The organism is Paenibacillus sp. FSL E2-0190 (assembly GCF_037992965.1).
GTDB classification, from domain to species: domain Bacteria; phylum Bacillota; class Bacilli; order Paenibacillales; family Paenibacillaceae; genus Paenibacillus_AQ; species Paenibacillus_AQ odorifer.
This window is the reverse complement of the sequence record NZ_CP150306.1, coordinates 135,751-158,025: the sequence shown is the minus strand read 5'-3', so window position 1 is coordinate 158,025 and position 22,275 is coordinate 135,751. Positions and strand designations below refer to the sequence as shown.

The following is a 22,275-nucleotide window of genomic DNA, read 5'->3' as shown; positions in this document are numbered from 1 at the left end:
ATCCTCAGCCATGCTCACTTACAAAAGATACGAATGTATAGATCTCACCGTACCGTACACCCTCTGCTTCAACCGTGTCCGTATCCAAACGCTTCACCGTTTCAAGCTCTTCTGGACCTGCAGCAAGTCTAGTAACGACTGCATGACCCTCTGACCGCAGGCGTGTTGCCTCTTCCAAGCCTTCTTTTCTGCGAATCGCATCATATTGGATCAAAATAGGCAGCTCTTCCTCTTCGACCACTCCAGTTACACCATCCAGGATGCGATTCGTTTTTAAGGAAAATCCTGTGGATGGGATCGGACGCCCAAACTGTTGCAGCAGATTGTCGTATCTACCACCACTGCATACCGGAAATCCTAATTCCGCTGCATAACCTTCAAAAGTCATGCCAGTATAATAGGAAAAGTCCCCGATCATCGTCAGATCAATCAGTACATGCTGTGATACGCCGTAAGAGACCAGCACCTCCCACACCTTGCACAAATGATCAATCGAATGACGCGCGAGCGGATGATTGCTCAGCTCTAGCGCCTGTCCACAAATCTCCTTGCCTCCGCGCAGACGCAGCAGCCCATCCAGTTCGTTCTTCTGCGCTTCTGTAAGATCCAGCCGCCGTAAAGTCTCCCGGAAAGAAACATAGTCACGGCCCAGCAAATGACTTTTCAGCTCCTCTTGAGCCTCAGGCAGTTCAGGAAGTGCCTCTTGAAATAACCCATTTAGAAAGCCTACATGCCCCATAGCGATCTTAAAAGACTTCACACCCGCGGCTTGCAGCGAAGAAATAGCAAGCGCAACTACCTCCGCATCAGCTTCAGGTGAATCATCACCTACCAGCTCTACACCTGTCTGGAAGAACTCCGCTTCCCGCCCCGCTTCTTCCTCAATGGCACGGAATACATTCGCGTGATATGACAGACGCAATGGCAGTGGCTCATCCTTTAATAGAGAGGCAACAACACGGGCAACCGGGGCAGTCATTTCTGATCGAAGCACCAAAGCCTGACCACGATTGTTAAGTAATTTATAGAGCTTCTGGTCGGACGTAGAGCTAGCCACGCCAACTGTATCGTAATATTCCAACGTTGGAGTCATCATTTGCTGATATCCCCAGCGACTCATGCAATGCAGTACATCGTTCTCAATTTTGCGCAATTTCGTTACGGCCCGGGGCAGATAGTCCCGAACGCCAGACGGCTTCTCAAATCCCTTTGGTTTGGACATCTTCATTGTTCACCTCGTCAGTTATCATTAGATACTGTTTATGTTTACTTTACTATGGTAAAGTGGTAGCAAATTAAAGTATTTTCAATATCGTATCATGTTCACTGCTTTTTCGTCAATCAAACCCTTAGTTGAGCGTTTGGCATTTTCTTTATTTTTGCCTCCCCGCTTATCGAATACTATAATGAGCTAATACGATTGTACTTCATAATTTTGTAATTGGTGTTCTAAAAATATACTTTCACCTAGAAAGAAGGGCTAACGCTTGACTAAATCCTATATGATTGGCGTTGATATTGGTACTACAAGTACAAAGGCAGTTCTCTTCGAGGAGAATGGAGCCATAGTTGCACAAGCGAATATGGGTTATCCCTTGCATCAACCCTCCCCTTCTATAGCGGAGCAGGACCCAGAGCAAATCCTACGTGCAGTCTTTCATACCCTCTCTAATGTCATGCGGCAAAGCGCCGTATCTCCAGATAAGATCCTATTCGTCTCTTTCAGTTCAGCCATGCACAGTGTCATTGCAATTGATCAGCTGGGTAAACCACTTACTGCCTGCATCACTTGGGCTGACAACCGTAGTGCCGGGTCTGCACTTCGCCTGAAGAACGAGTTTAACGGACATGAGTTGTACTTGCGCACAGGAACGCCTATTCATCCTATGTCACCGATTACCAAGCTAATGTGGCTTCGGGATGAGCAGCCTGAGTTGTTCCAACAAGCCTATAAATTCATTTCTATAAAAGAATACATATTCGCTCGGCTGTTCGGCGAATACATCATCGATCATTCCATTGCCTCTTCTACAGGCATGCTCAACCTTGAACTTTTGGAGTGGGATAAAGAGGCCCTGGAGATAGCCCATATTTCACCAGATCAACTCTCACGGCTTGTTCCCACCACAGAGATCATGCAAGGCCTGCTTCCCGGTCTAGCAGAGGAGCTGTTACTGCTCCCCACGACACCTTTTGTCGTAGGAGCCAGTGATGGCATCTTGTCCAACCTTGGCGTAGGCGCGATTAAACCCGGTGTAGTGGCCGCAACGATTGGAACAAGCGGAGCGATTCGCACCGTAGTGGATCACCCGCTTACCGACCCTAAAGGACGGACCTTCTGTTATAACTTAACCCCAAAACATTGGGTGATCGGAGGGCCCGTTAATAACGGCGGTATGCTGTTCCGCTGGGTACGGGATGAGTTCGCTGCTTCTGAAGTCGAAACCGCCAAACGTCTTGGCATTGACCCTTACGAGGTTCTAACGCGCATCGCGGAACAAGTTCCGGCAGGTAGCGGTGGTCTTCTATTCCATCCTTACTTAACTGGTGAACGGGCACCGCTGTGGAATCCTGATGCTCGTGGCTCCTTCTTCGGCCTTTCTATGAATCACCATAAGGAGCATATGATTCGCTCGGTACTAGAAGGCGTAATCTTCAATATGTATATGGTTCTGCTGGCTATGGAAGAGCAAATCGGGCGTCCTAGCAAAATTCTGGCTACAGGCGGCTTCGCCCGTTCCTCAGTCTGGCGGCAGATGATGTCTGATATTTTTGATCAAGAGGTCATCATTCCGGAGAGTATTGAAAGCTCCTGCCTCGGAGCAGTAGTGCTTGGTCTTTACGCAACGGGCCGCGTGGACTCCTTCGATGTTGTATTCGACATGATCGGTTCAACTTACCAGCATGATCCGATTGATGAACATACCAAAGTGTACAAGCAGCTGCTGCCGATTTATATTTCCGTCTACCGTAGTCTGGAAAGCCAGTATCAAGCTATTGCGGAGTTTCAGCGGGAACAAGCTGGAGAATAGACAAAAAATAAAAGCGCCGGTCAACCCGCATATACGGGAGACCGGCGCTTTTATATTACCTAGCAGTAGACTATGCGCTTATGGAGCCTGTTTTTGCTTTCTTTTGTGCGCCTGACCCGAAAATAATCCAAGACGCAGGCACATACCGGAAGACGAGAGCCACTGCCAGCCATGAAACCAGCAGCGCAACAAGCCATCCTCCTACAATCGCTGCGATGTACGCAAGAGAACCCCCGTGAAACGGTAATTTTCTATAGAAATACAGCAGCATAGGGTGCAATAGATAAATTCCGAAGGAGCATGCTCCTACGGATACCAAAAGTCTTGTCAGCAAGCTACGACCCGCTCCATAGAGCAAGAAGGAGATTTGCAACAGCACCACACAAGAGAGCAGCGCATGTAGATTAGAGAAACCCTCATACCATAAGCTGTTGATGACAGTTTTTTTCGTGTAATTATTAAACCATAGCTCAACATGAACAACCCCTGCTACAATCCATAACAACCACAACGTAATCCAAACCGGACCTTTACCGGCGCGCCAGCCTTCACGTGAAGGCACTAACCATTTTTTCAAAGAAGAGTAATACACTGCAATCCCAGCACCCAGCAGGAAATACGAGAAATAAGTGATCGCCAGACTCCCCTTGGATAACTGCCAATACCCGTGATTGGTCATGTATTTATTCAGCAGCACAAAACCCCACTGTAGTAATAACCCGATCAGCGGCGCCCAAGCCGCCAGATGACGAACCTTTTGCAAACACCACAAAATGAGCGGAAATAACACGTAAAACTGAATAATGATAATAATATAATACAGATGCGTATATGCCGTTCCTGTCCATAAATACTTCCATAGCTTAGAAGCCATCTCCCCCGGAGGTAAGCCCCAAGTATTCCCGGCATTCATTTTTAACGCAAAATACAGCAGTGAAAATACTACATAAGGCACAATAATATAAAGCAGCCTTCTAGTGTAGAACTTTCCTAGCGTTTTGCCACCCAGCGGACGGTCAATATAGTTATAGAAGAGCACGAACCCACTCAAAAATATGAATGAAGGTACGGCGAACTGGCTGAATTTATTAATAAATAAGAACGGATGAAACATGTTTGTACCTAGTGTCTCCGCCAACGTTCGTGAAGTAGCATGAATAGCCAGCACTGCAAAAATAGCAATCGCCCGAAAAATATCCAGCTGCGGAATTCTTTCTTTTTGTCTCATAATCTTTCCTCCTGTTAAGCTCCGCATCGAAATGATGCCTTTTTAATCAAATATTATGAAGGCTACTTCCCCACGTTTAAGCGTGTGCGTGTATCAGACCTTCTTCTAACGCTATTTCTCCTGCTGCACGAACCCCTTTGCCCGTTCCTCAGGGATATAACCTGACTTTTCCTGCGGACTGGATTCCAAAGAGCGAGGCACGCTTCCAAAAATAATCCATGAACCCGGGACTCGCCGGAAAGCAAACTGCACAATAAGCCAGCTCCCTCCCAGTGCGACCACAAACCCTCCGTAGATGAACAAAACATATGTTAGCGACTCTAGGGGAATCTGATATCGGAACCTGCGATATACCGCCAGCAATAGCGGATGAATCAAATATATCGCAAATGAGAGTTCACCCAAACGTGTTAAAAAAGCAACAATCCCGCGAGAGGCCTTACGATAGATCAGGAATGTAGCATACAACAGAACCAATGCTGATAACATCGTATGGACATTCCATAATAGCTCGTACCACAGCGAATCCGTCCACACCCCAAAATGGCGGGCCACATACCATAGCTGCACATGGATAAAGGCTGCAATTAACCACCCGCTCACTAACAGGGCAGTCCATCCTTTTTGCCTGGCAGTTAGCTCCCTCCATGGCTTCATCAGCCAAGTCTTCACCTTCTCAAAGTGAATTGCGATATAAGCACCCATCATATAATAAGCCAGATAAGAGATCGCGAGGCTCCCTTTTTCAACAATGTGCAGTTCGTATTTATTCCAGAAAATAAACCCCCACTGAAGTGCCAATCCGAGCGGAACCGCCCATTTAATTAAAAAGCGGGAACTCTGGAGTAGCTTAAGCAGTACTGGAAAAAGCAAATAAAACTGAATGCTGATAAATACAAAATACAAATGCGCATATGCGGAACCTGAGAATAACGCTCTAATAAAGCTGTACAGGTTGCCACCGAGGTTCTGGGTCAATCGTCCGTTCACATATAAGGTTAGTGCGTAATAGCCCATAGAGGCTAGCAGATAAGGTAATAAAATATACTTTAATCGACGACGGTAGAAATTAATAATCAAGCTGCGTGTCACAGGACGCCCATAATAATTATAAAACAATACAAAGCTGCTCAGAAAAATAAATGAGGGCGTACCGAATTTAAAGAAAATGTTGATCCAGTTCAGCCAGTAATAATAAGGGGAATGCAGTGCCTGCTCTCCAGCGGCAAAAGATGAGGAATGCACATGCAATACGCCTAAGATCGCTAATGCTCTGAAAATATCCAGCTGGGGCAGCCTTTCCTGTCTCGCAGTGTTCATATTATATTCCTCTTCTCTACTATGATGGTTGTTCATAGAGACGCTAAGCGGAATGTGGAAACTGAAAATACCAGGAAGCCTGCACCTGCTGATTTTACATTCTGATATTTGAAGCTGAATGCCTAGCGTGGGATTCGCCTTATCACTAACGCTAATTATATCGAATGTATCTGTTCTAAAAACTTAAGAAGAACTTAAAGTTTCCTTAATAATCTTCTCTAAGACGCAAGAAACCCTGCAGAACCTGCGCTAAAAAACGCAATATGTAACTGCAGGGTTAAAAAAGCATCGTTTACACTTGTTCCGAATGTTCTTCCGTTGAAGAGGGGCGCAGCTCTCGCAGAGGATTGCCTCCGACAAAAGAGCCAGCCGCCACATTTTTGTGCACCACGGAGCCAGCAGCTATAACTGCCCAATCTCCAATGGTTACACCGGGAAGAATCGTTGTATTTGCGCCGATCAATACATTTTCACCGATCACCACTTCGCCCAGACGATATTCCTTGATCAGATACTCATGCGCCAGAATCGTCGTGTTATAACCAATAATAGAATTCTCACCTACCGTTATTTTCTCCGGAAAAAACACATCCACCATTGCCATAAGACCAAAAGCCGTGTGTTTACCAACCTTCATCCCCAGCATCCGTCGATAGATCCAATTCTTTAACGGTAGAATCGGACAATAGCGGGCAATCTGAATAAAAATAAAGTTGCGGACACCCTTCCAAGGGCTGACCGTACGGTAAATATACCAAAGTGAGTTATGACCTTCTACTGGATAACGGGTTACGTTTCTCACGATTCATTCGTTCCTCGCTCCATAATTTCTATAATATCCTTCATGTTATGGATGATAAAGTCCGGATCATACTTGCGGAGCGTATCCTCGCCCTTCAAAGACCAAGATACTCCAGCAGCGTATACACCGGCAGCTTTGGCTGATTGAATATCAACTGCACTGTCACCTATCATTAAGGTTTTGCGAGGATCAACACCAAGGTTGTGGACCGCTGTCAGAACGGGCTCCGGATGTGGCTTTGGTTCAGTAACATCGTTCACAGTCACAATCGTATCCATGTACTTAAGCAAATCGAACCTTTCCAGGGTCTTGATCGTTGTTGGACGGATCTTAGTAGTTACAATCCCAAGTTTGATCCCACGACGCGAGAGCTCCTCAATAGTCTCCTTTACAAGCGGGAAAGAACGCACTAACTCATCATGATGCTCATTATTATAAGAACGATAGGACTTTTCTAACGTACCATTTACATCCTCTAGTCCAGAGAATACTCTCATCTGTTGCTGAAGGGTTGTTCCCATATGCGGAATTATCTCTTCTCTGGTCAGTGGAGCCAGACCATTGTCCTTCAGCGCGTACATAAATGAACTAATGATTAGCTCATTCGTATCGACAATCGTTCCATCCAGATCAAAAAGAACGCATTCTATCATAAGTTTTACTGCTCCTTCTTATCTCCATCCGCTGGCTGTCCTTGCTCAGGTTGTGTTCCTTGACGAGTTTTCTGCGGTGTATTTACTGCGCTTTCTGGCACTACAGTATCTGCTTGGATCGGTTTAGTACATACGATAGGGTCAGAATAATGTGCTTTAGGCTCTCCGGTTACTCTGCGAATAACGATCAGCAATATAGCTGCCACAATAATCAGTAGAGAAAGCAGCTGAGAAATACGAATATTACCATAGGCAGGATCCAGATATCCTTGTTCAAAACCTAACCATTCCATCGGACTCCATAAGCCGTTTATAAACGAAGCCAGTCCTGCACTTCCGTTAAAAGCTAAACTGTCAGTACGCACAGCCTCGATGAAGAACCGACCGATGGAATACCATATAAAGTAAGACATGAAGATTTCTCCAGCACGTACAAACTTCTGACGACGGAGAACCATCAATAACGCAATCCCTAGTAAGCTCCAAAGAGATTCATACAGGAAGGTCGGATGATGAAAAGCATCTCCTATGTACATTTGATTAACGATGAAGTCAGGTAAATGCAGTTTATCCCGTAAAAAAGATTCCTCAACTACGCTGCCGTATGCCTCTTGGTTGACAAAGTTTCCCCAGCGGCCAATCATTTGACCCGCCAGTAGTCCAGGTGCACAAATATCAACAATACGCCAGAAAGGGTAACCCTTATAACGGAAATAAATAATTCCGCAAATAATCGCTCCTATTAATGCGCCGTAAATGGCGATGCCGCCATTCCAGATCTTAAAGACGTCTATCAGATTATGCTTATAATCGTCCCATTTAAAAGCTACAAAATAAATCCGTGCCCCTATAATTGCCGAGGGTACACCCAGTAGCAGCATATCCATAAAGAATTCTTGCGGGATTCCGAACCGTTTGCCCTCGCGGATCGCAAGAAATAATCCCGCGAGTGCACCGACCCCTAGTATTAACCCGTACCAGTGTACAGGCAGTGATCCAATTGAGAATACAATAGGATCTATTGCTAATGGGAACATTGTCTCACACTCCTAATCGAGATCGTCCATATCCTCAGATATGGTCGCAGTTAACTTATTCGTAAACTGCAGGGCTGCATTAAAGCCCATTTGCTTCAGGCGATAGTTCATCGCAGCAACCTCAATAATAACGGCAAGGTTACGTCCTGGACGTACAGGAATGGTTACAAGTGGAACATCGGTATCAATAATCCGCGTTGTTTCCTCATCAAGTCCAAGCCGGTCATACTGCTTGTCTTGCTGCCAAGCCTCTAATCTAACGACAAGTGTAATCCGTTTATGATTACGGATAGCACCCGCACCAAAAAGTGTCATTACGTTAATGATACCTACTCCGCGAATTTCCAACAAGTGACGGATCAACTCAGGGGCTGTACCATGCAGCTGGTTATCTGAAGTCTGGCGGATTTCCACGGCATCATCAGCGATCAGTCTATGTCCACGTTTTACAAGTTCAAGGGCTGTCTCACTCTTACCAATACCACTACTACCAGTAATCAGCATACCTACACCATATACATCACAGAGTACACCATGAATCGTTGCTGTAGGGGCTAATCTCCCTTCTAAGAAGCTCGTCAAACGGCTGGAGAAAATAGTCGTAGCCATCGAGCTACGAAGCACAGGAAGTCCCTTTTCATTACTTATATCAATTAACTCCTGTGGCACATCCAAACTACGGGTAATTACGATACAAGGGGTATTGTCATTACAGATTCCACGAAGCCTACTTTTACGTTCAGCTTCAGGCAGCATGGAGAAGAATGCGAGTTCTGTCTTACCTAATAATTGAACACGTTCTTCCGGATAATATTCGAAATAACCAGCAATCTCTAGTCCAGGGCGATTCAGGTCATCGACCGTAATAGGTCGTTTTAGACCTTCCTGGCCGGAAATAACCTCTAATTGAAAATGTTGTACCAATTCAGATACTTTTACTTTCTTAGCCATGTAAATTCGTCCTTTCGTCACCTGCGGTATATGTCCGCTTACTGCGTCCGGTTGACAGCGATCTCATTACAATTCCGGAGGTAATTCTCCTGCTATCTTAATTGATAACGCTTGTGAATGCAATCTTAACGCCTATCCATTACGACCCTAATTAAACAATAAAGCCACCCTTTCGGGTGGCTTTATCAAGAGAGAAAAGATCCTGCGATCTTATCCCAACAGAATGTTAACTTCGGATTCTTTATCGAAGAAGTGAACTTTGTTCATATCGATAGCCAATTTTGGCTTGCTGCCTTCGCGAGTAGTGGAACGTCCATCTACACGAGCGATTACAGTAGATTTACCAAGGCCGCTCAAGTAAAGGAGCATTTCGTGACCAAGGTTTTCAGTTACATCAACCAATGAAGTAAAGATTGTGTTCGGGGAAGCTTCCAAGAATACTGGCTCTTCATGGATATCTTCTGGACGAACGCCCATAATTACTTCTTTGCCAATGTAGCCTTTGCTGCGGATGATTTGAGCTTTTCCGCCTGGTACTTCAACATCAAGGTTCTCAGCGCGGAAACGGATAGAACCGTTTGCTTCGGACAAAGTACCATTGATAAAGTTCATTGTAGGGGATCCGATAAATCCAGCTACGAACAGGTTAGTTGGTTCATTGTACAACTCTTCAGGGGAAGCAGCTTGTTGAATGATACCATCATACATAACTACGATACGGTCACCCATTGTCATAGCTTCTGTTTGGTCATGCGTTACGTAGATACAAGTGGTTTCAAGGCGTTTAACCAGTTTAGTGATTTCAGCGCGCATTTGACCACGAAGTTTAGCATCCAAGTTGGAAAGAGGCTCATCCATCAAGAAGACTTGTGGATCACGTACGATAGCGCGTCCCAAAGCGACACGTTGGCGTTGACCACCGGAAAGTGCTTTTGGTTTACGATCTAGCAAATGCTCGATATCGAGAATTCTAGCAGCTTCACGTACTTTCTTGTCGATTTCATCTTTTTTCACTTTACGAAGTTTCAAACCGAAAGCCATGTTTTGGTATACGCTCATATGCGGATACAGGGCGTAGGATTGGAATACCATCGCGATATCGCGGTCTTTAGGTGCAACGTCGTTGACTACACGATCGCCAATGTACATTTTACCTTCGGAGATTTCTTCCAGACCAGCGATCATACGCAAAGTTGTGGATTTACCGCAACCGGATGGTCCAACCAATACTAGAAATTCCTTATCTTTAATATCAAGATTGATATCCATTACTGTTGCTTTATCTGAACCCGGGTATTTTTTGAAAATATGCTCTAAACGTACGCCTGCCATTGTATTTCCCCCTCGAGTTAATTATTGATTAATTGAAAAATTCTTTTTTCCTTGTACATTTATATTACCCTAGACGGGACACGGTGGCTATTTGTAACGTTCACAAAAAACCTATTTCCTTTTCGTCACTTTATACAAAAGCATAGTAAGCTTCACAATAGCAGCGTCCCCAAAGCTACGCACATCGGCACCCGTCTCCTGTTTTATCTTGTCCAGACGGTATAAAAGCGTGTTGCGATGAATATATAACTTCTTGGCTGTTTCACTTACATTACAATCCATCTCAAAAAACGTCTCCAGGGTCATCAGCATCTCTTTATCCGATAATACGGTAGAATAGTCGCCAATCTGTCCAAGTAACTGTTTACGCCGTGCATCAGGAATGCTGTTAACCAAACGTTCCAAATGCAGCTCCCAAGGTAAATGAATATATTCACCCACTTGGAAAATACGTCCGAGTACAATGGTCTCCCTCAGCAAGGCCACGGATCCCGTCAATCCCTTAACAGGGACTATAGCCGGAGCTACAGCCAAATGGAATACACCTACCCATTCGCTGGCTATCAGTTCGTGTAAACCCATACTGGTCTGAGCCAGAATTTCATCTACACTCTCTTCTTCCTCATCCTTATCATCTCCGCCCGTGAGTAGTTCCTTCCGGGCCAATATTAACCATTCTTTTTCTTGAAGAGGTATAAGCAGAATTTCATTCTCAAAATAGCTGCGCAGCAGCTTCATTAAGGAACGATAAGTGATCTGCGGGCTATGTGCATTCTCACTGCTAAGTAGGAATGGAACCATATCTCCGAATAAACGTCCCTTTAGAGCCATCTCATCGGGTATCTCAGAGTCATTTTTCTCTTGCTCCAGTTCGGTGTTCAACCAGGTACCCAGCTGCCGAGCCTCCGCTTCCCCTTCTTCTCTAACCCCAGTAGCTTTTAGTGCAATTGCAAAGTTTCGAACTGCATAATTCACTAATTGTATTTCCAAAGAGTTAAGTCCATCCAATTCCACCCAGACAGCGGTTACACGTCCATCAGTCTCATATAATGGTGCCCAAAGATGACCTTCATGGATTACCGGCTGTTCTTGTGCTTCCAATCCCAGGCTAAAAAGAGAAGCTGAATGTTGCCTCCCTAACTGCTTGATTCCGGTTTTCTTTCCGGTGAGCTGCTCTAACTTTTTTCGCAATGTTTCGCTATCCATAGTCACCATACTCCACCACTTTTGCTCTTTTCGCCTATTTTAGCATATTCTCTAATATTATGTTAATCACTGCAGCAGCGCGCTACTATAATACGACATAAAAACACAAAAAAAGCCACCACCCTAAGGTGATGACTTTCTGTTTGGGATGAGCCATGAAGGACTCGAACCTTCGACACCCTGATTAAAAGTCAGGTGCTCTACCAACTGAGCTAATGGCTCATAAATGGTGGGGGATGATGGATTCGAACCACCGAACACGTACGTGAGCAGATTTACAGTCTGATGCGTTTGGCCACTTCGCTAATCCCCCAAAAAAGGTGGCTCGGGACGGAATCGAACCGCCGACACGAGGATTTTCAGTCCTCTGCTCTACCGACTGAGCTACCGAGCCATAAGATTACATGACAATTAAGCGGAAAAGTCTTACACTTCCCACTCATTTTGTGGAAAAAATGGCGGAACCGACGGGATTCGAACCCGCGGTCTCCTGCGTGACAGGCAGGCATGTTAGGCCAACTACACCACGGTTCCGCATTAATTAAAAATGGTGCCGGCGAGAGGACTTGAACCCCCAACCTACTGATTACAAGTCAGTTGCTCTACCAGTTGAGCTACACCGGCACGGTGTAAAAGCAATTCTAAAAAGATGAAAATGGTGGAGGCTGAGGGGATCGAACCCCCGACCCTCTGCTTGTAAGGCAGATGCTCTCCCAGCTGAGCTAAGCCTCCAGGTATTATGGTAGCGGCGAAGGGGATCGAACCCCCGACCTCACGGGTATGAACCGTACGCTCTAGCCAGCTGAGCTACACCGCCACAATAATTAGTATTGCTATGGATTGAAAATGGCGGAGAGAGTGGGATTCGAACCCACGCACCGCTTACGCAGTCTAACCCCTTAGCAGAGGGTCCCCTTATAGCCACTTGGGTATCTCTCCAAACGATATCAGTACCACAGCAATCCAAACAGGAATTTGACTCCCTGAAAACTGAATCCGAAACGAATTTGCATCCTACGTATAGGATAAGCCCTCGACCGATTAGTATTGGTCAGCTCCATGCATTGCTGCACTTCCACCTCCAACCTATCTACCTCGTCGTCTTCAAGGGGTCTTACTAATTGGGAAATCTCATCTTGAGGGGGGCTTCACGCTTAGATGCTTTCAGCGCTTATCCCGTCCGTACGTAGCTACCCAGCCATGCTCCTGGCGGAACAACTGGTGCACCAGCGGTACGTCCATCCCGGTCCTCTCGTACTAAGGACAGCTCCTCTCAAATTTCCTGCGCCCACGACAGATAGGGACCGAACTGTCTCACGACGTTCTGAACCCAGCTCGCGTACCGCTTTAATGGGCGAACAGCCCAACCCTTGGGACCTACTTCAGCCCCAGGATGCGATGAGCCGACATCGAGGTGCCAAACCTCCCCGTCGATGTGGACTCTTGGGGGAGATAAGCCTGTTATCCCCAGGGTAGCTTTTATCCGTTGAGCGATGGCCCTTCCATGCGGTACCACCGGATCACTAAGTCCGACTTTCGTCCCTGCTCGACTTGTAGGTCTCGCAGTCAAGCTCCCTTATGCCTTTGCACTCTGCGAATGATTTCCAACCATTCTGAGGGAACCTTGGAACGCCTCCGTTACTCTTTAGGAGGCGACCGCCCCAGTCAAACTGCCCGCCTGACACGGTCCCCGTACCCGGTAAGGGTACTAGGTTAGAACCTAGATACGATCAGGGTGGTATCCCAACGGCGCCTCCACCGAAGCTTGCGCTCCGATTTCTACGGCTCCCACCTATCCTGTACAGATCGTACCCAAATTCAATATCAAGCTGCAGTAAAGCTCCATGGGGTCTTTCCGTCTTGTCGCGGGTAACCTGCATCTTCACAGGTATTAAAATTTCACCGGATCTCTCGTTGAGACAGCGCCCAAGTCGTTACGCCATTCGTGCGGGTCAGAATTTACCTGACAAGGAATTTCGCTACCTTAGGACCGTTATAGTTACGGCCGCCGTTTACTGGGGCTTCGGTTCATAGCTTCGGGTTACCCCTAACCACTCCCCTTAACCTTCCAGCACCGGGCAGGCGTCAGCCCGTATACTTCGCCTTGCGGCTTCGCACAGACCTGTGTTTTTGCTAAACAGTCGCTTGGGCCTTTTCACTGCGGCCCCCTCGTGCTATTCACACTACCGGGGCACCCCTTCTCCCGAAGTTACGGGGTCATTTTGCCGAGTTCCTTAACGAGAGTTCTTCCGCGCGCCTTAGAATTCTCTTCTCGCCTACCTGTGTCGGTTTGCGGTACGGGCACCTTCTCCTGGCTAGAGGCTTTTCTTGGCAGTGTGAGATCATGACCTTCGCTACTATAATTTTCGCTCCCCATCACAGCCCAGCCTTAATGATGTGCGGATTTGCCTACACATCAGCCTCACTGCTTAGACGGACATCCATCAGTCCGCGTCACTACCCTCCTGCGTCACCCCATCGCTCATAGCGGATTACGGTGGTACAGTAATTTCAAACTGTTGTCCTTCGACTACGCCTTTCGGCCTCGCCTTAGGTCCCGACTTACCCTGAGCGGACGAGCCTTCCTCAGGAAACCTTGGGCTTTCGGCGGATCAGATTCTCACTGATCTTTTCGTTACTCATACCGGCATTCTCACTTGTGTAGTGTCCAGCGCTCTTTTCAGTACACCTTCAACCCCTACACAACGCTCCCCTACCCCAGATACATAGTATCTAGCCATAGCTTCGGTGGTGTGTTTAGCCCCGTTACATTTTCGGCGCAGAGTCACTCGACCAGTGAGCTATTACGCACTCTTTCAATGGTGGCTGCTTCTAAGCCAACATCCTGGTTGTCTGTGCAACTCCACATCCTTTCCCACTTAACACACACTTGGGGACCTTAGCTGATGGTCTGGGCTGTTTCCCTTTTGACAATGGATCTTAGCACTCACTGTCTGACTCCCGGCAATAAGTATATGGCATTCGGAGTTTGACTGAGCTTGGTAATCCTTGCGGACCCCGCACCCAATCAGTGCTCTACCTCCACTACTCTTATACCGAGGCTAGCCCTAAAGCTATTTCGGGGAGAACCAGCTATCTCCGAGTTCGATTGGAATTTCTCCGCTACCCCCACCTCATCCCCGCACTTTTCAACGTACGTGGGTTCGGGCCTCCAGTGCGTGTTACCGCACCTTCACCCTGGACAGGGGTAGATCACACGGTTTCGGGTCTACGTCCACATACTAATTCGCCCTATTCAGACTCGCTTTCGCTGCGGCTCCACCTTCTCGGCTTAACCTTGCATGTTAAACGTAACTCGCCGGTTCATTCTACAAAAGGCACGCCATCACCCATAGATCGGGCTCTGACTTTTTGTAAGCACACGGTTTCAGGTTCTATTTCACTCCCCTTCCGGGGTGCTTTTCACCTTTCCCTCACGGTACTGTTTCACTATCGGTCGCCAGGTAGTATTTAGCCTTAGCAGATGGTCCTGCTGGATTCATACGGGGTTTCACGTGCCCCGCACTACTCGGGATCCGTCTCGGAGAGAACACAGTTTAGGTTACAGGGCTTTTACCTCTATCGCGGGCCTTTCCAGACCTCTTCACCTACCATATTCCTTTGTAACTCCATGTGAGACGTCCCACAACCCCTAAGAGCAAGCTCTTAGGTTTAGGCTGTTCCGCGTTCGCTCGCCGCTACTGACGGAATCACTATTGTTTTCTCTTCCTCAGGGTACTTAGATGTTTCAGTTCCCCTGGTCTGCCTCTACATTTCCTATGTATTCAGAAATGAGTAACTGCGAATTACCACAGCTGGGTTTCCCCATTCGGACACCCCCGGATCAAAGCTTGCTTACAGCTCCCCGAGGCAGTTTCGTTGTTCGCCACGTCCTTCGTCGGCTCCTGGCGCCTAGGCATCCTCCGTGTGCTCTTATTAGCTTAACCTTGATTTTTCCGCAGGAAAATATCATACGATGACATTCTCTTTGGAATCATCTCACTAATAACATTTACTTGTTTGCACAAGTTGCTAAAAGATGTTCTAAAACGCAAATTCGTTTCGGTATCCAGTTTTCAAGGATCAAGTTGAAAAAGTTATTCATTTAAAAATTTATGGTGGAGCCAAGCGGGATCGAACCGCTGACCTCCTGCTTGCAAGGCAGGCGCTCTCCCAGCTGAGCTATGGCCCCATAAAATTACTCTATAATGTTATATGGTGGGCCTTGGTGGACTCGAACCACCGACCTCACCCTTATCAGAGGTGCGCTCTAACCAACTGAGCTAAAAGCCCATATAACATATATAACATTGTGAATCAACCAATGAATTGGTTGTCCGCTTGGCAACGTCCTACTCTCCCAGGACCCTTCGGTCCAAGTACCATCGGCGCTGGAGGGCTTAACGGTCGTGTTCGGGATGGGTACGTGTGGAACCCCTCCGCTATCGCCACCAAACGCATACGAAAGAGACTTGCTCTTTCAAAACTGAACACGAGTGAGTGTTCGAACCCGAAGGTTCTATTGTGGAAGTTAAACTTCCGATTTGAATGTTCTCATTGCAGAGAACGATTCTCCATAGAAAGGAGGTGATCCAGCCGCACCTTCCGATACGGCTACCTTGTTACGACTTCACCCCAATCATCTACCCCACCTTCGGCGGCTGGCTCCCTTGCGGGTTACCCCACCGACTTCGGGTGTTGTAAACTCTCGTGGTGTGACGGGCGGTGTGTACAAGACCCGGGAACGTATTCACCGCGGCATGCTGATCCGCGATTACTAGCAATTCCGACTTCATGCAGGCGAGTTGCAGCCTGCAATCCGAACTGAGACCGGCTTTGATGGGATTGGCTCCACCTCGCGGCTTCGCTTCCCGTTGTACCGGCCATTGTAGTACGTGTGTAGCCCAGGTCATAAGGGGCATGATGATTTGACGTCATCCCCACCTTCCTCCGGTTTGTCACCGGCAGTCACTCTAGAGTGCCCAGCATTACCTGCTGGCAACTAAAGTTAAGGGTTGCGCTCGTTGCGGGACTTAACCCAACATCTCACGACACGAGCTGACGACAACCATGCACCACCTGTCTCCTCTGTCCCGAAGGCCGCTGCTATCTCTAGCAGATTCAGAGGGATGTCAAGACCTGGTAAGGTTCTTCGCGTTGCTTCGAATTAAACCACATACTCCACTGCTTGTGCGGGTCCCCGTCAATTCCTTTGAGTTTCAGTCTTGCGACCGTACTCCCCAGGCGGAGTGCTTACTGTGTTAACTTCGGCACCAAGGGTATCGAAACCCCTAACACCTAGCACTCATCGTTTACGGCGTGGACTACCAGGGTATCTAATCCTGTTTGCTCCCCACGCTTTCGCGCCTCAGCGTCAGTTACAGCCCAGAAAGTCGCCTTCGCCACTGGTGTTCCTCCACATATCTACGCATTTCACCGCTACACGTGGAATTCCACTTTCCTCTTCTGTACTCAAGCCACCCAGTTTCCAGTGCGACCTCAGGTTGAGCCCAAGGTTTAAACACCAGACTTAAATAGCCGCCTGCGCGCGCTTTACGCCCAATAATTCCGGACAACGCTTGCCCCCTACGTATTACCGCGGCTGCTGGCACGTAGTTAGCCGGGGCTTTCTTCTCAGGTACCGTCACTCCGGTAGCAGTTACTCTACCGGACGTTCTTCCCTGGCAACAGAGCTTTACGATCCGAAAACCTTCATCACTCACGCGGCGTTGCTCCGTCAGGCTTTCGCCCATTGCGGAAGATTCCCTACTGCTGCCTCCCGTAGGAGTCTGGGCCGTGTCTCAGTCCCAGTGTGGCCGTTCACCCTCTCAGGTCGGCTACGCATCGTCGCCTTGGTGGGCCGTTACCCCACCAACTAGCTAATGCGCCGCAGGCCCATCCCTCAGTGACAGATTGCTCCGTCTTTCATTCTTCTCTCAGGAGAAAAAAGAAATTATCCGGTATTAGCTACCGTTTCCGGTAGTTATCCCAGTCTGAAGGGCAGGTTGCCTACGTGTTACTCACCCGTCCGCCGCTAAGTTACTTTGAAAGCAAGCTTTCAAAGTAACTCCGCTCGACTTGCATGTATTAGGCACGCCGCCAGCGTTCGTCCTGAGCCAGGATCAAACTCTCCAATTAGTATTGAAAAGAGCGATATGCTCATTTTGAAACATCTGGCGAGAAAATTAATTCTCTAATTTGGATTTCACTTACGTGATTTCCCACTCACTCGTTGTTCAGTTTTCAAAGATCAATGTCTCATCTTTCGTCGTCGTTGCTTGTCAGCAGCGACCTTTATAATATATCACAGCGCCTTTGTTTTCGTCAAGCATTTTTTTAATTTCTTTTTTTGCTTGACCATTTCAGCAAGTTGTTAATCAACAGCTTGTCCAAACGGGCGAGACTTAATGTATCATATTTTTCAAAGCCACGTCAAGCATTAAAATAAAATTATTCTTAATCCGAGTAACATAACCACGCCAGGAAGCCCAAGAACCGTTACTGCGCCTATAGTTGCAGGGTTCAAAGGGATATACACCTGCGTGAGCAAACCTGAGAAGTTCACTACATATATCCCGAGTGCAGCCAATACCAAATGAACCCCAAATAAACTTAGCCACCCAAAACCCAGCTTTTTTCTAAATACAACTAAACCTAATAAGATAACGGATAATATCAATACGCCCATAGCTATCATTCTAAGCATGTAGATCCCCCTTATACATTTATTTATAAGCCCTTATATTTGACTGCTGTTCAACCCCAAGCTTTTTGCATGTTTGAGATGTATCTGATATTTACGTTCTGCAGCCTCCAAAATATATATCGCGTAATCTATCTGATCCTGTCCCAACGCCTCGTCGAACATCAAGTACGCCCTCTTCCACTCTGAATGCGCCTTACGGACCTCTAAGAGGGTTTCCCATCCCTCACTTTCCTTTTCGCCTTGTTCCTTATCCACTCCCCACCACAGCTCTCTCCACCATCCCATTTCAATTCCTCCTCAGAATAATTTTGATGCAAAATACACATCTCGTTATTCTCATTCATATCGGGATAGGGACAAACTTAGAACAAAAAAAAGGAAACCCGAGGGCTTCCTTTTTGAAAAATACCACTATAGAGCTGCTAGAATAGCTCGCGACGGCCTTCCAACGCTTTGGACAAAGTAACTTCATCAGCGTATTCAAGATCGCCACCTACAGGCAAGCCATGAGCTATCCTGGTGATTTTAATCTCAAACGGCCGAACAAGACGAGAAATGTACATCGCCGTTGCTTCACCCTCAATATTGGGGTTAGTCGCCATAATAAGCTCGCTTACTCTCTCATCACTCAGACGGGTTAATAATTCTTTCAAGCGAATATCATCAGGGCCGATACCCTCCATAGGTGAAATAGCGCCCTGAAGAACATGGTAATATCCATTAAACTCCTTGGTTCGTTCTATAGCCACCAAATCCTTAGAGTCTTGAATCACACATATCACTGAAGGATCTCTAGTTTTGTCCTGACATATCTTACATGGGTCCGTATCCGTAATATTACAGCAGACCGAGCAATAGTGAAGATTGCGTTTGACGCTTACTAGCGCTTTTGCAAAATCAATGACTTCATCCTCTTTCATGTTAAGCACATGAAAAGCTAACCGGGCGGCTGTCTTCGGTCCAATCCCGGGCAAACGCGTAAAAGCATCGATCAGCTTAGCTAGCGGTTCGGGATAATACAAATTAATAATTCTCCTTTAGACTGAAGTGGAGTGGGCTATTAGAACAAGCCTGGGATCTTCATTCCACCAGTGAATTTACCCATGTCATTGTTAGCAAGCTCTTCAGCTTGAGTCAATGCATCATTTACAGCAGTGATTACAAGATCTTGCAGCATTTCAACATCTTCCGGATCAACGGCTTCCGGTTTAATTTGAATAGACAGCAATTTTTTGTGGCCGTTTACTTGAACAGTAACTACGCCGCCACCTGATGAACCCTCAATAACCTTGCCTCCGAGTTCCTCTTGAGCTTTAAGCATTTGCTCCTGCATTTTCTTAACTTGCTTCATCATTTGGTTCATATTATTCATACATCGTCTCTCCTTTGGAATGCGCAATTAGCGCTAGTATGTTTATATTACTCTTTTATGACAACAAGGTCTTCTCCAAAAAGCTGGATAGCCTCATCAATCCAAGGTTCAGGTTTAGCTTCTGCAGTATCGTGTTCATGCTCCAATTGCAGTTCTTCTTTGCCAGTCTGTCCCACAGACTTCTGGGCAGCTTCATTCCAGTCACGAAGCATCATGGTTACAAGTCTATAAGGTTTGCCTAGACGCGCTGCAAGCACACTCTCAATAACCTGTCTGTTTGCCGGCTTCTCAGTAGTATCGCGGTGAATCGTGTTCTTGAATGCAACAAGCACCGCATCCTCCATAATCGATACTGGCTCACCGTCTACAAACCATGCATGAACCGTTACCTTTTCCTCTTTTACTCCCTGCAGAACAAGGCTCCACTGTTTATAGATAGCTGCAAAATCGGGACTATCCTTACCAGCAATAAACTTATCTACGTTAGGAGGCATTTTGGAGGCTGAAGAAACCCGCGGTGTTGGAACCGCGTGCGATTTCGGTGCAGGAGCACCATCACGCCCTCCTCCGGAAATACCACCGGATTGCATTGCCTGTTCCAGCTTCTTCTCCAGTGCTGCGATCTGTCTTTTGAGAAGATCCAGTTCACCAGAGTCAACGCTCGAATGATTCGCGCTTACTCCGGCATTTTTTTCACCTAACGGAGCAAATGCGGCGCTCTGACTTACCTCTTGCTGCAAGCTGCAAAGCTTCATCAGCGCCACTTCAAACAGTGTCTGAGGATGTGTTGCGTATTTCATTTCACCTAGGTATTTATTGATTGTATCTACAATCTGAAATAGACGCTCCCGAGAAAATGCGGTGGCCATATCTTTAAATTCAGCAGGATTCAGCACCCGCTCTGTTAATTGATCGGCCTCGGGTACCATCTTAATCATCAATAAATCACGGAAATAATACATGAGATTCTCTAGGCATTTATCTGCACTTTTACCTTCATGCATAAGCTGCTCAACGAGCTCCAGAAGAAGACCCATATCACCTTCTAATATGGCAGTGGCAAGACGTGCAAATTGCTCGGAGGGAATTCCCCCTGTCATTCCTAACACTTGCTCGTACGTAACATTACCATCTGTAAAGGATGAAATCTGATCCAGCAAGCTCAATGCATCACGCATACCACCATCAGATAGACGGGCAATATACTGCAATGCGTTGTTATCCGCTGTAATCCCTTCCTTCTCACAAATAGCAGTCAGATGGGCGGTCTGTTCTTCTAACGCCACTCTACGGAAGTCAAAACGCTGACAACGGGAAATTATTGTCGCCGGCAATTTGTGAGGTTCCGTTGTCGCAAGAATAAACATCGCATGTGACGGCGGTTCCTCCAAAGTCTTTAATAGAGCATTAAAAGCTTCTGTCGTCAGCATATGCACTTCATCAATGATATACACTTTACGGCGCACCTCGGTAGGTGCATACTTCACCTTCTCACGCAGATCACGGATCTCCTCTACGCCCCGGTTTGATGCCGCATCTATTTCCTGCACATCCATTACATTACCCGCAGCGATTCGCAGGCAGGATGGACATTCGTTACAAGGTTCCGGACCTGGCCCACGTTCACAGTTAACCGCTTTAGCTAAGACTTTAGCAGCACTTGTCTTACCAGTTCCCCGCGGACCGCTGAACAGATAGGCATGCGAAACCCGCTGTTCACGAATTGCGTTCTGCAGCGTTTGGATAATGTGCTGTTGTCCAACCATGTCTTGAAACGACTGCGGCCGCCAAGCACGGTACAGCGCGATATGTTCCACTATGCATTACCCTCTCTTAAGCTGCCGCTTTCCCGGCATTTGTCGCAAATTTATTATACTATATTCATCGGCTATTGACCAAAAACAAAAAGCATCTTTGCTTGTGGCAAAGATGCTATGATAAACAGAATTATAAACCGTGCACCTGTTATTGATGGCTACGATCCAAGCGGCAACCCTACATGACTGCTCGAGTTAGGCCACCCTCCGGCACAAGAGTAATCTTACTTATGGCTGCTTCCTTCCGGACCTGACCAGGTTCATAAGCACTCATTGCGGAGGACCCAACTGTCAACACAGCCCGTAGGAACCAAGGCCTCACATCGATAGCACCTCTAACAGGAATTCAACCTCGCTACAGCGGATTGCGAGTTACAGGGCACCGCTACCTCCCCGTCTAGCACGGCGAAGATAAGTATAGCTCACGCTCGGACAAAAATCAACTCCAAGACATAAAATGAGCCCCTCAGCTATACAGCTGGGGGCTCAATCTAACCGTTAAGCCGCAAAGCGACTGTTCAAATTAGATACCATATTTCTTCTTAAATTTATCAACGCGACCGCCGGCATCCAAGAACTTCTGCTTGCCAGTGAAGAACGGATGGCAGTTGGAGCAAATTTCGACACGAAGCTCTTGTTTAACAGAGCCAGCTTCGAAAGTGTTGCCACATGCGCAGGTTACCTTAGTTACATTATACTTTGGTTGAATTGCTTCTTGCATTTTGAATTTCACCTCTCATGCCCTAAGCCTCATGCGGACCCAGAGTTATATGATTACACTGTGGTATTTTAGCACGAAATATCAAATTGGGCAATATG

At 46.9% G+C, this 22,275-nt stretch carries 16 protein-coding genes, 10 tRNA genes, 3 rRNA genes and 1 other RNA gene; 1 reads left to right on the top strand and 29 read right to left on the bottom strand.

The genetic code is table 11. The features are described 5' to 3' along the window. Window positions 1-4: 4 nt before the first annotated feature. Entirely contained in the window at window positions 5-1,222 is a 1,218-nt protein-coding gene (locus NST25_RS00775) for an ATP phosphoribosyltransferase regulatory subunit (RefSeq protein WP_036687060.1), read from the bottom strand. A gap of 280 nt (window positions 1,223-1,502) precedes the next feature. Between NST25_RS00775 and gntK the strand changes: the two genes are divergently transcribed. Next, window positions 1,503-3,032 (top strand): gluconokinase, encoded by a 1,530-nt coding sequence (gene gntK, locus NST25_RS00770; RefSeq protein WP_340394345.1) that lies wholly within the window; start codon window positions 1,503-1,505, stop codon window positions 3,030-3,032. 70 nt (window positions 3,033-3,102) lie between these two features. Here the strand turns inward: gntK and NST25_RS00765 are convergent, their stop codons facing one another. The 28 genes from NST25_RS00765 to rpmE form a co-directional block, all read right to left on the bottom strand. Next, window positions 3,103-4,260, bottom strand: coding sequence for an acyltransferase (locus NST25_RS00765; RefSeq protein ID WP_076126832.1), 1,158 nt, complete (start codon window positions 4,258-4,260; stop codon window positions 3,103-3,105). Window positions 4,261-4,371: 111 nt separating this feature from the next. Next, entirely contained in the window at window positions 4,372-5,580 is a 1,209-nt protein-coding gene (locus NST25_RS00760) for an acyltransferase (protein WP_340393188.1), read from the bottom strand. A gap of 292 nt (window positions 5,581-5,872) precedes the next feature. Next, entirely contained in the window at window positions 5,873-6,382 is a 510-nt protein-coding gene (locus NST25_RS00755) for an acyltransferase (RefSeq protein ID WP_172628771.1), read from the bottom strand. Next, a complete protein-coding gene (ppaX, locus tag NST25_RS00750; protein WP_076126829.1) occupies window positions 6,379-7,035 on the bottom strand; it encodes a pyrophosphatase PpaX in 657 nt (218 codons plus the stop codon). Before ppaX ends, NST25_RS00755 begins: the two co-directional genes overlap by 4 nt. Window positions 7,036-7,040: 5 nt before the next feature. Beyond that, the gene (lgt, locus tag NST25_RS00745; RefSeq protein ID WP_076126827.1) at window positions 7,041-8,072 is read right to left on the bottom strand and encodes a prolipoprotein diacylglyceryl transferase; all 1,032 of its coding nucleotides are present in this window, start codon (window positions 8,070-8,072) and stop codon (window positions 7,041-7,043) included. Window positions 8,073-8,084: 12 nt separating this feature from the next. Continuing rightward, window positions 8,085-9,023 carry an HPr(Ser) kinase/phosphatase gene (gene hprK / locus NST25_RS00740; protein WP_036687047.1) on the bottom strand — a complete coding sequence of 313 codons (939 nt, stop codon included), beginning with the start codon at window positions 9,021-9,023 and terminating at the stop codon, window positions 8,085-8,087. A 210-nt stretch (window positions 9,024-9,233) separates the two neighbouring features. Continuing rightward, window positions 9,234-10,355: a sn-glycerol-3-phosphate ABC transporter ATP-binding protein UgpC gene (ugpC, locus tag NST25_RS00735; protein ID WP_076126826.1), complete on the bottom strand. Its 1,122-nt coding sequence runs from the start codon at window positions 10,353-10,355 to the stop codon at window positions 9,234-9,236. Between the two features lie 111 nt (window positions 10,356-10,466). Then, window positions 10,467-11,561 (bottom strand): helix-turn-helix domain-containing protein, encoded by a 1,095-nt coding sequence (locus NST25_RS00730; RefSeq protein ID WP_076126824.1) that lies wholly within the window; start codon window positions 11,559-11,561, stop codon window positions 10,467-10,469. Window positions 11,562-11,710: 149 nt separating this feature from the next. Further along, a tRNA-Lys gene (locus tag NST25_RS00725) sits at window positions 11,711-11,783 on the bottom strand. Between the two features lie 5 nt (window positions 11,784-11,788). Then, window positions 11,789-11,874 (bottom strand) — tRNA-Tyr (locus NST25_RS00720). Between the two features lie 8 nt (window positions 11,875-11,882). Continuing rightward, window positions 11,883-11,955: transfer RNA gene (locus NST25_RS00715), tRNA-Phe, on the bottom strand. A 62-nt stretch (window positions 11,956-12,017) separates the two neighbouring features. Continuing rightward, window positions 12,018-12,095, bottom strand: a tRNA-Asp gene (locus NST25_RS00710). Between the two features lie 14 nt (window positions 12,096-12,109). After that, a tRNA-Thr gene (locus tag NST25_RS00705) sits at window positions 12,110-12,185 on the bottom strand. A 32-nt stretch (window positions 12,186-12,217) separates the two neighbouring features. Continuing rightward, window positions 12,218-12,293 (bottom strand) — tRNA-Val (locus NST25_RS00700). A gap of 8 nt (window positions 12,294-12,301) precedes the next feature. Then, a tRNA-Met gene (locus NST25_RS00695) sits at window positions 12,302-12,378 on the bottom strand. 30 nt (window positions 12,379-12,408) lie between these two features. Beyond that, a tRNA-Ser gene (locus NST25_RS00690) sits at window positions 12,409-12,500 on the bottom strand. 82 nt (window positions 12,501-12,582) lie between these two features. Continuing rightward, window positions 12,583-15,508 (bottom strand): 23S ribosomal RNA (locus tag NST25_RS00685). A 169-nt stretch (window positions 15,509-15,677) separates the two neighbouring features. Beyond that, window positions 15,678-15,753: transfer RNA gene (locus NST25_RS00680), tRNA-Ala, on the bottom strand. A 24-nt stretch (window positions 15,754-15,777) separates the two neighbouring features. Further along, window positions 15,778-15,854, bottom strand: a tRNA-Ile gene (locus tag NST25_RS00675). A gap of 46 nt (window positions 15,855-15,900) precedes the next feature. Next, window positions 15,901-16,017: ribosomal RNA gene (rrf, locus tag NST25_RS00670) — 5S ribosomal RNA — on the bottom strand. A 124-nt stretch (window positions 16,018-16,141) separates the two neighbouring features. Next, window positions 16,142-17,699, bottom strand: a 16S ribosomal RNA gene (locus NST25_RS00665). Together the 16S, 23S and 5S rRNA genes with 10 tRNA genes alongside form the textbook arrangement of a ribosomal RNA operon. Before the next feature lie 301 nt (window positions 17,700-18,000). After that, on the bottom strand, window positions 18,001-18,267 hold the full coding sequence (locus NST25_RS00660; RefSeq protein WP_038568084.1) for a pro-sigmaK processing inhibitor BofA family protein: 267 nt from the start codon (window positions 18,265-18,267) through the stop codon (window positions 18,001-18,003). Window positions 18,268-18,300: 33 nt separating this feature from the next. Next, window positions 18,301-18,552, bottom strand: a complete 252-nt coding sequence (locus NST25_RS00655) for a hypothetical protein (RefSeq protein ID WP_340393187.1) — start codon at window positions 18,550-18,552, stop codon at window positions 18,301-18,303. Between the two features lie 137 nt (window positions 18,553-18,689). Continuing rightward, entirely contained in the window at window positions 18,690-19,289 is a 600-nt protein-coding gene (gene recR, locus NST25_RS00650) for a recombination mediator RecR (RefSeq protein ID WP_036679922.1), read from the bottom strand. A gap of 38 nt (window positions 19,290-19,327) precedes the next feature. Next, the gene (locus tag NST25_RS00645) at window positions 19,328-19,639 is read right to left on the bottom strand and encodes a YbaB/EbfC family nucleoid-associated protein (protein WP_036679924.1); all 312 of its coding nucleotides are present in this window, start codon (window positions 19,637-19,639) and stop codon (window positions 19,328-19,330) included. A 47-nt stretch (window positions 19,640-19,686) separates the two neighbouring features. Next, window positions 19,687-21,456 carry a DNA polymerase III subunit gamma/tau gene (gene dnaX / locus NST25_RS00640; protein WP_076303416.1) on the bottom strand — a complete coding sequence of 590 codons (1,770 nt, stop codon included), beginning with the start codon at window positions 21,454-21,456 and terminating at the stop codon, window positions 19,687-19,689. 137 nt (window positions 21,457-21,593) lie between these two features. Then, an RNA gene (gene ffs, locus NST25_RS00635) (signal recognition particle sRNA large type) lies at window positions 21,594-21,862 on the bottom strand. Between the two features lie 117 nt (window positions 21,863-21,979). Continuing rightward, complete coding sequence (rpmE, locus tag NST25_RS00630) at window positions 21,980-22,177, bottom strand: 50S ribosomal protein L31 (protein WP_036679927.1); 198 nt, start codon at window positions 22,175-22,177, stop codon at window positions 21,980-21,982. Between the last annotated feature and the right edge of the window lie 98 nt (window positions 22,178-22,275).

Coding starts and splice junctions, on each gene's coding strand:
- rpmE (WP_036679927.1), bottom strand. CDS start 22,177: ATGCAAGAAGCAATTCAACCAAAGTATAATGTAACTAAGGTAACCTGC.
- gntK (WP_340394345.1), top strand. CDS start 1,503: ATGATTGGCGTTGATATTGGTACTACAAGTACAAAGGCAGTTCTCTTC.
- NST25_RS00775 (WP_036687060.1), bottom strand. CDS start 1,222: ATGTCCAAACCAAAGGGATTTGAGAAGCCGTCTGGCGTTCGGGACTAT.
- NST25_RS00760 (WP_340393188.1), bottom strand. CDS start 5,580: ATGAACACTGCGAGACAGGAAAGGCTGCCCCAGCTGGATATTTTCAGA.
- NST25_RS00730 (WP_076126824.1), bottom strand. CDS start 11,561: ATGGATAGCGAAACATTGCGAAAAAAGTTAGAGCAGCTCACCGGAAAG.
- hprK (WP_036687047.1), bottom strand. CDS start 9,023: ATGGCTAAGAAAGTAAAAGTATCTGAATTGGTACAACATTTTCAATTA.
- NST25_RS00645 (WP_036679924.1), bottom strand. CDS start 19,639: ATGAATAATATGAACCAAATGATGAAGCAAGTTAAGAAAATGCAGGAG.
- ppaX (WP_076126829.1), bottom strand. CDS start 7,035: ATGATAGAATGCGTTCTTTTTGATCTGGATGGAACGATTGTCGATACG.
- NST25_RS00655 (WP_340393187.1), bottom strand. CDS start 18,552: ATGGGATGGTGGAGAGAGCTGTGGTGGGGAGTGGATAAGGAACAAGGC.
- lgt (WP_076126827.1), bottom strand. CDS start 8,072: ATGTTCCCATTAGCAATAGATCCTATTGTATTCTCAATTGGATCACTG.
- NST25_RS00765 (WP_076126832.1), bottom strand. CDS start 4,260: ATGAGACAAAAAGAAAGAATTCCGCAGCTGGATATTTTTCGGGCGATT.
- NST25_RS00660 (WP_038568084.1), bottom strand. CDS start 18,267: ATGCTTAGAATGATAGCTATGGGCGTATTGATATTATCCGTTATCTTA.
- ugpC (WP_076126826.1), bottom strand. CDS start 10,355: ATGGCAGGCGTACGTTTAGAGCATATTTTCAAAAAATACCCGGGTTCA.